Source organism: Streptomyces sp. NPDC006655, assembly GCF_040703965.1.
Lineage (GTDB): Bacteria > Actinomycetota > Actinomycetes > Streptomycetales > Streptomycetaceae > Streptomyces.
Window position 1 is genome coordinate 49329 of the sequence record NZ_JBEYJU010000055.1, and the last position, 8407, is coordinate 57735.

At 70.4% G+C, this 8407-nt stretch carries 8 protein-coding genes; 3 read left to right on the forward strand and 5 right to left on the reverse strand.

Annotation, left to right across the window (positions count from 1 at the left end; all coding sequences use genetic code 11):
- Positions 1-362: 362 nt before the first annotated feature.
- The 3 genes from AB0958_RS28095 to AB0958_RS28105 form a co-directional block, all read right to left on the reverse strand.
- The gene (locus AB0958_RS28095) at positions 363-1412 is read right to left on the reverse strand and encodes a BMP family ABC transporter substrate-binding protein (protein ID WP_366893261.1); all 1050 of its coding nucleotides are present in this window, start codon (positions 1410-1412) and stop codon (positions 363-365) included.
- Between the two features lie 197 nt (positions 1413-1609).
- Entirely contained in the window at positions 1610-2641 is a 1032-nt protein-coding gene (locus AB0958_RS28100) for a BMP family ABC transporter substrate-binding protein (protein ID WP_366893263.1), read from the reverse strand.
- A 353-nt stretch (positions 2642-2994) separates the two neighbouring features.
- The gene (locus tag AB0958_RS28105) at positions 2995-4212 is read right to left on the reverse strand and encodes a M20 family metallopeptidase (protein WP_366893264.1); all 1218 of its coding nucleotides are present in this window, start codon (positions 4210-4212) and stop codon (positions 2995-2997) included.
- Between the two features lie 260 nt (positions 4213-4472).
- Here AB0958_RS28105 and AB0958_RS28110 point away from each other — a divergent pair, with 260 nt between their 5' ends.
- Both AB0958_RS28110 and AB0958_RS28115 read left to right on the forward strand, forming a co-directional pair.
- Positions 4473-5147, forward strand: coding sequence for a class I SAM-dependent methyltransferase (locus tag AB0958_RS28110; protein ID WP_366893265.1), 675 nt, complete (start codon positions 4473-4475; stop codon positions 5145-5147).
- A gap of 28 nt (positions 5148-5175) precedes the next feature.
- On the forward strand, positions 5176-5409 hold the full coding sequence (locus tag AB0958_RS28115) for a DUF6480 family protein (protein ID WP_366893266.1): 234 nt from the start codon (positions 5176-5178) through the stop codon (positions 5407-5409).
- A gap of 40 nt (positions 5410-5449) precedes the next feature.
- Here the strand turns inward: AB0958_RS28115 and AB0958_RS28120 are convergent, their stop codons facing one another.
- Together AB0958_RS28120 and AB0958_RS28125 are read right to left on the reverse strand one after the other, a co-directional pair.
- Positions 5450-6538 carry a glutamate--cysteine ligase gene (locus AB0958_RS28120; protein ID WP_366893267.1) on the reverse strand — a complete coding sequence of 363 codons (1089 nt, stop codon included), beginning with the start codon at positions 6536-6538 and terminating at the stop codon, positions 5450-5452.
- Between the two features lie 120 nt (positions 6539-6658).
- The gene (locus tag AB0958_RS28125; RefSeq protein WP_366893268.1) at positions 6659-7330 is read right to left on the reverse strand and encodes a DUF4097 family beta strand repeat-containing protein; all 672 of its coding nucleotides are present in this window, start codon (positions 7328-7330) and stop codon (positions 6659-6661) included.
- 223 nt (positions 7331-7553) lie between these two features.
- Between AB0958_RS28125 and AB0958_RS28130 the strand changes: the two genes are divergently transcribed.
- The gene (locus AB0958_RS28130) at positions 7554-8279 is read left to right on the forward strand and encodes a helix-turn-helix domain-containing protein (protein ID WP_366893269.1); all 726 of its coding nucleotides are present in this window, start codon (positions 7554-7556) and stop codon (positions 8277-8279) included.
- The last annotated feature ends 128 nt before the right edge of the window (positions 8280-8407 follow it).

Here is an 8407-nt window from a genome sequence, read left to right on the forward strand (position 1 = left end):
CGCGAACGGGGGGTGGCTCTGCCGTTGGACCGCGAGGAGTCCGCAAGGGTCTCCCCGCCGGGCACCCGCGATCCTGGACCGGTCACCCGGACCTGCGCCCGGGGTCCCCGGCCGATGATCCGGACCTGTGCCCGGATCCCGACCGATCGCCCAGCCCCCGCCCGGGATCCCGGCCGCTGCTCCCTGGGTCCCCCAGGGATCTTCGGCCGGCCCCCGGGCCGGTGCGCGGACTCTCGTGCGGATCGCTCAGGTCTACGGCAGAGGCGCGGGAAGTCATCCTCCCCGCACCCCGTTCCGTGGCCGTAACGCTGCCATTACAGCGTTCTTTTGGCCATGCCTACGACATGGTCATGACCGTCGGGTCAGGAGGTCTTGACCACGATGGAGCCGTCCTTGATGCCGGCCTCGGCCTTCTTGAGCGCGGCCTGCAGGGTGGCGTTGTTCTTGAAGGCCGGGTTGGAGTCGGCCAGGCCGACGGCACCGTTGCTCAGGGAGCCGCGGATCTCGCCGGACAGCGGCTCCTTGTCCTTGATGACGGACTTGGCCAGGTCGAAGACCGCACCCTCGACGTTCTTGAGGGCCGAGGTCAGGATGTAGTTCTTGTACTTCGACAGCGCGGCCTGGCTGTACTGGTCGGAGTCGACACCGATCGCCCACACCTTGTGCGCGGCGGCGGCCTTGATGACGCCCTGGCCGGAGAGGCCGGCGGCGGCGTAGACCACGTCGGCGCCGGCGCCGATCTGGCCCTCGGCGGCGGCCTCACCCTTGTCGGGGCTGGAGAAGCCGCCCTCCTGGGCCGTCTGGGTCAGGTACTGGGCCTTGACCGTGACGTTCTTCTTGGTGTCCTTGACGCCCTGCTCGAAGCCCGCCTCGAACTTGTGGATCAGCGGGACGTCCACGCCGCCGATGAAGCCGACGGTGTTCGACTTGGTGGACAGCGCGGCGGTGACGCCGGCCAGGTACGAGGACTGCTCCTCGTGGAAGACCATGTCCGCGATGTTGCTCGCCTGGTCCTGGTTGTCGTCGATGATGCCGAAGGTGACCTTCGGGAACTTCGCGGCGGCCTCCTTGACGGCGGGCGCGTAGGCGAAGCCGACGCCGATGACCGGGTTGTACCCGGACTTGGCCAGGGTCTCCAGGCGCTGCACCTTGTCCGCGTCGGACTCGCCGTCCTGCGGCTCGATGTCCCGGCCGGTGACGCCGAACTCCTTGTCGGCCTTCTGGAAACCGGCGTAGGCGGCGTCGTTGAAGGACTGGTCGCCCTTGCCGCCGACGTCGTACGCGAGACCGACGCCCTTGGACGCGCCGCCCTTGCCGGTGGACGAGCTGGACGAACTGCCGCACGCTGAAACAGTGACGGCGAGGGCTGCGGTTGCAACGCCCGCAACCGCGATACGAGACACCCGGCGCATGGAACTTGACTCCTTTGTGCAAGCGCCCAAACCAGGCGCTGGTTCCGCCGCAGCGTAACGCGCGTAGACCAGACGGAAAACCCCCAATGTCCGGTCCGTTATCTAGCTGTGGCCACCGTCACGGCCCACCGTCACGGACAGCAGTACGCCCCTTGCAGGAGGCAAGGGGCGTACGAGCCGAGACCGCTATGGGCGCATTACTTCGTGTTGACGGTCACCTTGCCGTCGATGATGTCCTGCTTGGCCTTGTCGACGGCCGCGACGACCTTGGTCAGGGCCTTGTACTTCGGGTTGGTGTCGGCGAAGCCCACGCCGCCGGTCTTGAGGGTGCCCTCGACCACACCGGTCTCCGGCTTGCCCTCGTGGACGGACTTCACGAGGTCGTACACGGCGCCGCCGACGTTCTTCAGGGCGGACCCCAGGATGTAGTCCTTGTACTTGGCGAGCGCGGACTGCTGGTACTGGTCGGAGTCGACGCCGATCGCCCAGATCTTGGCGGTGGCGGCGGCCTCGATCACGCCCTGGCCGGAGAGCCCGGCCGCGTGGTAGATGACGTCGGCGCCGGCGTCGATCTGGCCCTGCGCGGCGGCCTTGCCCTTGTCGGGGCTGGAGAAGCCGCCTTCCTGGGCGGTCTGGGTCAGGTACTGCGACTCGATCTTGATCTTCGGGTTGACCGACTTGGCGCCCTGGTCGAAGCCCGCCTCGAAGGTGTGGATGAGCGGGACGTCGACGCCGCCGATGAAGCCGATGTGGTCCTTCTTGGTGGCGGAGGCCGCCGCCACGCCCGCGAGGTACGACGACTGCTCGGCCGCGAAGACCATGTCGACGACGTTCTTCGCCGTCACCTCGTTGTCGTCGATGATGCCGAAGGTGATCTTGGGGTACTTGGCCGCGACTTCCTTGACGGCGGGCGCGTAGGAGTAGCCGACCCCGATGATCGGGTTGTAACCGGCCCTGGCCAGCGTGTCGAGGCGCTGCACCTTGTCGGCGTCGGACTCGCCGTCCTGCGGCTCGATGTCCCGGCCGCTGATGCCGAACTCCTTCTCGGCCTTCTGGAAACCGGCGTAGGCGGCGTCGTTGAAGGACTGGTCGCCCTTGCCGCCGATGTCGTAGGCGAGGCCGATGCCCTTGCCGTTGTACTTGCCGGACGAGCCGGCGGTGGAGCCACCGCTGTCCTGGCTGGACTTACCGCACCCGGCGGCCGCGAGGGCGATGACGGCTACGGTCACCGCGGCTTTGGAGAACCTCGTCCTCCGAGAGACAGAACGCACAGCACGTACCCCTTCGTCCCCACGGCACCGTCACCGGCCCGTTGCTCAACCGGCCACCCGCGGTGGCGATTTCGGCGCACAGTAACGCGCGTAGAAGGGGAGGGGAACGGGGTTTCTCCGGGCCGTTATCGAACCGTGCCGACTCCGGGTTACAAGTGAAGATCGCCGGTTACGGCGGGGTGACACAAGCGGGCGAAGGGGTACCTGTCGGACACCCTTCGCCCCCCCCGGACGGCCGGACCGGTGGCCGACCGGACCGCCGGCAAGGGGACCGTTTCTGCCGGCGATTGATATGACTCGCGGTGGTACGACTACATGGTGGCGTCGATCAGGGCGGCGGCCGTGAACAGTTCCACGCCCACGGTGATGGCCCGCTCGTCGGCGTCGAAGTCGCCCTGGTGCAGGTCGCGCACGGTCCGCTCGCCCGGGGTCCGCACCCCGAGCCGCGCCAGGGCGCCCGGGACGTGCTCCAGGTACCAGGAGAAGTCCTCCCCGCCGAGGCTCTGCTCGGTCGTCTCGATGGCCTCGGAGCCGCGGCGGGCGATCATCGCCTCCCGGAGCAGTTCGGTGATCACCGGGTCGTTGACGACCGGCGGCACCCCGCGCACGTAGTTGATCTCGGACTTGGCCCGGTGCAGCGTGGCGATCTCCTCGACGGCCGCGTACACCACGTCGGGCGCCTGCCGCCACGCCTCGATGTCCAGGCAGCGCACGGTCCCGGAGAGCTCGGCGTGCTGCGGGATGACGTTGGGCGCGTGTCCGCACTCGATCCGCCCCCAGGTCACCGCGAGACCGCTGCGGGTGTCCACGCGTCGCCCGATGAGCGCCGGCACGTCCACGGCGACCCGGGCGGCGGCGGTGACCAGGTCGGTGGTCAGATGCGGCCGGGCGGTGTGCCCGCCGGGGCCGTCCAGGGCCACCTCGATCCGGTCGCAGGCGCTGGTGATGGCCCCGGTCCTGAGCCCGATCCGCCCGGCGTCCACCCGGGGGTCGCAGTGCACGGCGATGATCCGCCCCACCCCGTCCAGCACCCCGTCCGCGATGGCGTCGGCGGCGCCGCCGGGCAGCACCTCCTCGGCGGGCTGGAAGAGCAGCCGCACGGGGCGCGGCAGCTTCCCCTGCCGGTGCAGGTCCGCGAGGATCAGCCCGGCGCCGAGCACCACGGTCGTGTGCACGTCGTGCCCACAGGCGTGCGCCCGGTCCGGGACGGTGGACCGGTACGGTGACTCGGTCTTCATGTCCGGGATGGGCAGCGCGTCGATGTCGGCGCGCAGGGCGAGCATCGGCAGCCCGTCCCCGGCCGGCCCGATGTCACAGAGGAGCCCGGTCCCCGACCCGAGGACACGCGGTCGCAGCCCGGCTTTCTCCAGCCGTTCCTTGATCGCGGCCGTGGTGCGGAACTCCTGGTTTCCTAGCTCGGGGTGCATGTGCAGGTCGCGGCGGAAGGCTACGAGTTCGGCGTGCAGCTCCTCGCTGAGCACGCCGGGGAGCACATCCCCGGGGAGGTCGGCCTCGGACTCTAGGGACATCAATTGGTTCACCCTCTGAAGGGTAGGACGCCCGAAGGGTCAACTGACCCGAGATCAACAAAAGTTCAGCCCGTTAGGGGAAGAAACTCTGACCGGGTAGGCATGACCTCGGACGTGGCTGGGTAACACGTATGTTTCCTCTTCCACGCATACCACGTCTGACGACGATCACGCCGGTTCTGTCCACCGATCGAAACGGGACCGGCCCGGTGCCGCGACTTCGCCACGCGGGCCACGCCCGCCCGGTAGCCTGCGCGTCCGTGACGGACTCGGACACGACCGACTTCATAGAGACCACCCGTACGTCCTACGACGCGATCGCCAAGGACTACTCCACCGCCTACCCCGGCCTCCCCGACCGGCCGGTGGACATGTCCCTGATCGGCGCGTTCGCCGCGCTGGTGAAGGCGAACGGCACCGCGCCGGTGGCCGACCTGGGCAGCGGCCCCGGGGACGTCACCGCCCATGTGAACGGCCTGGGCGTACCGGCCTTCGGCATCGACCTCTCGCCCGCGATGGTCGCCCTGGCCCGTGCGGCCCACCCCGGGGTCCGTTTCCACCTGGGCTCGATGACGTCGCTCGACCTGCCCGACGCGACCCTGGGCGGCATCCTCGCCCTCTACTCGATCATCCACATCCCCGACGCCCACCTCCCGGACACCTTCGCCGGGTTCCACCGCATCCTGGTCCCCGGGGGCCACGTCCTGCTGGCCTTCCAGAAGGGCGATCCGCCCGGGCTGCACCTCACCGAGCGCTTCGGCCACCGGATCGACCTCCGCTACCACTGGCGCCCTGCATACGCGGTGGGCGACATGCTCTCCAAGGCGGGTCTGGACGTGGCGGCGACCCTGATCCGGGAGCCGCTGGAGGGCGAGAGGTGGCCGCGGGCGTTCGTCCTGGCACGGAAACCGAAGGAGGGGCGCTCCGGCCGATGATCCGGCCCGGTCTGGTTACTCGGGGGGCATGAGTCATGTGAACCCCGATCCGGAGCCCGAGCGGACCACCGGGCTGGAGCCCGGAGGCGGTGTCCCGCCCGGCGAGACCCCGCCCGCCGAGAGCAGCACGCCGGGTGCCGGGCCCCTGGAGACGCACAACCCGACCAAGGGCTGGGCCAAGGCCCCCTTGACCCTGATCCTGCTCCTCGTCGCGATCGTCGCGGCCTTCTTCCTCGTCTACGCGCTGATGCTGATCCTCTAGGGGTGAAAAAGCGCCTTCAGGAGCACCTACAGGAGCGCCGTCACGCCTGGGTGTGGCGGACGCACTCCGTGACGACGTCCCTCAGGCTGTCGGTGCGCTCCAGCAGCCTGCGTTGTTCGTCGGCGCCGTTTCCGTGTCGCAGCAGCCGCTCGACACCCTCCTGGGCGGCCGCGAGGTCGCCGGTGTCGGCGAGCGCGTCCTGGACGTGCGTCAACAGGGCGCCGAGCACGTCCCGCGCCGGGCGGGGTTGCAGGGTGACGGGGTCGAGCAGCTTCCCGTCGAGCCCGGAACGGGCGGCCCGCCAGGCGGCGAGCCGGACCAGGCTCACGCCGTGGTCGACCGGATCCTTCCCGGCCCGCCACTCCCGCGCCGCGGTCTCCACCAGCGCCCGGGCGAGGGTGGCGACGAGGACGGCGGTCTCCGCCCGCAGGCAGACGTCGGCGACCCGGATCTCCACGGTCGGATAGCGCTTGGCCAGCCGGGCGTCGAAGTAGACCATCCCCTCGTCCAGGATGACGCCGGTGGCGACCATGTCCGAGACCAGCCGGTGGTAGCGCTCGGGCGACCGGAACAGTTCGGTCGGCCCGGCGGACGGCCAGCGCATCCACACCCGGCTGCGGTAGCTGGCGTAGCCGGTGTCGCTGCCCTGCCAGAAGGGTGAGTTGGCACTGAGCGCGACGAGCACCGGCAGCCACGGCCGCAGCCGGTCCAGTACCGCCACGCCCTCCTCGTCGGAGTCCACGGCGACGTGCACGTGGCACCCGCACACCAGTTGCTCACGGGTGGAGATGCCGTACTCCTCGGCCATCCACTGGTAGCGCCGGCTCACGCTGACCGAGGGGCTGACCGGCAGCGGTGAGGTGGCGAGCGCGGCGACCGTGCTGCCCAGTTCCCCCGCCAGCCGGGCGGCCTCCTTGCGGCAGCGGACGAGTTCCTCGCCCAGCTCCGCCATCACGGACTGCGGCTGGGTGGCGAACTCCAGCATCTGGCCGTAGAGCTCCTTCTCGAACACGTCCTGCCCGGGATCGGCCAGCGAGGCCCGCGCCAGCACCGCCGCGGCCAGCGCCCTGGGCTCTCCGGTCTCGGGGTCGACGAGCAGGAGCTCTTCCTCCACACCGACGGTACGCACGCCGCTCCACCCTCCCGTCCCTGCCACGGCCGTCGCGGCAGATTGGTAACCCCCGACTTCCCAGGCCGCCGCCCGGGACACCTGTGGGGCGCGCAGCGGCGGCCGGGAGCCGGTGGGCGGTCACAGGCTGCGGGCGGTGATGTCGCCGTAGGAGGTGTTCGCGGTGATGTTCAGGCCCACGCCGGCGCCGTCGGCGTTCTGGAGCGTGTTGCTGATCCGGCCGTAGGCGGTGGCCGCGTCCAGGGTGGCGGAGACCCCGCGGGCCGCGCCGACGGAGATGGCGCCGTGCTGGGTGTTCAGCGTGACGGAGCCGCGGACGGCCTCGGCGATGCCGATGTCGCCCTTCAGGGTGCTGATCTCGGCGGCGCCGCCCAGTCGGCCGACCTCGATGTCACCGGCCTGGAGGGTGAGGCGGGCGCCGCCGGTCTCGTCGAGCTTGACGGTCGCCTGGGCGCCCTCGAAGGTGACGTCGCCGAGCCGGCCCACGCCCCGGAGTTCGGCGAGGGCCGCCTTCGCGTCGACCCGGGAGCCGGCGGGCAGCTGGACGGTCACCTCGACGGCTCCGGAGCTGCCGAGGATCCGGTTCTTCGCGGCCGGGATGCCGATCCGCAGAACCCCGTCGCCGTAGGAGACCTCGGCCTGCTCCGCCGCCTTCACGTCACGGCCCTTGGCGGGGTCGGCGGGCCGGACCGCGACGGTGGTGTCCGCCCGGTCGGCGGCGATGAACCGGATCGCCCCGGCGGGAATGTCCAGGACGACGGAGACGGGGGCGGGGGTGTCGAACTTCTGCATCGTGCGCTCCTTGGACTCGTTGTTTCCGATGCTGGAAACGCTACGTTGCGTTCACGGATTGAGCAACGACTTCGTTGCACTAATCCAGCAAATGTGCAGTTCAAAGGTTGATTATCGTTGCAATGGACAGAAAGCTAACGCAACAGCGGATCGCCGTTCGTTGCAATGAGTGGAAAGTGAACGCTACTCTGCACTCTCACGCACCACCCCGAAGGAGGCCGCGATGCCGGGAGGCAGACTCACCCAGCAGGAGCGTCAGCAGATCGCGCTGGGCCTGGCCGACGGCCTCGCCTACGCGGAGATCGCCCGTCGGCTCGACCGGCCGACGTCGACCGTCACCCGTGAGGTGATGCGCAACGGCGGCCCCACCGCCTACCGCGCCGACCTCGCCCACCGCGCCACCGAGCACCGCGCCCACCGCCGCCGCCCGGCCGCGCCCCGCCGCGCGGGCGCGGCCACGGAGCCGCACGGGCGCGACACCGAGGCGGTACGGGGCTACGAGGAGCTGCTGACCACCGTCTTCATGCAGTCGGGGCTCCCCAGGATGACGGCCCGGGTCCTGGTCTGCCTGTACACCACCGACGCCGGCAGCCTCACCGCGGCGGAACTGGTCCGGCGCCTCCAGGTCAGTCCGGCGACCGTCTCCAAGGCGATCGCGTTCCTGGAGAGCCAGGGTCTGGTCCGTCGCGAGCGCGACGAACGCCGCCGTGAGCGGTACGTCGTCGACGACGACGTCATGTACCAGTCGACGATGGCGAGCGCCCGCGCCACCGCCCAGCTCGGGGAGACGGCACGGCAGGGCGTCGCCGTCCTCGGCCCCGGCACCCCGGCCGCCGAACGTCTGGAGAACATCGCACGGTTCGTGGACTTCGTCTCCGAGAGCATCGCCCGCGCGGCGGAACAGGCCCGCGCGGTGCTCCACACGAAGCCCGGCCCCCCGAACCCGTAGGCCGCCGGGTCCGCAGGGCACCGAGTCCGCAGGCCGCCGAACCCGTAGGCCGCCGAGTCCGCAGGCCGCCGAACCCGTAGGGCTGGGTGGCCGTCAGCGTGAGCACCCCGGAGGTGGCGGCGGTGGGC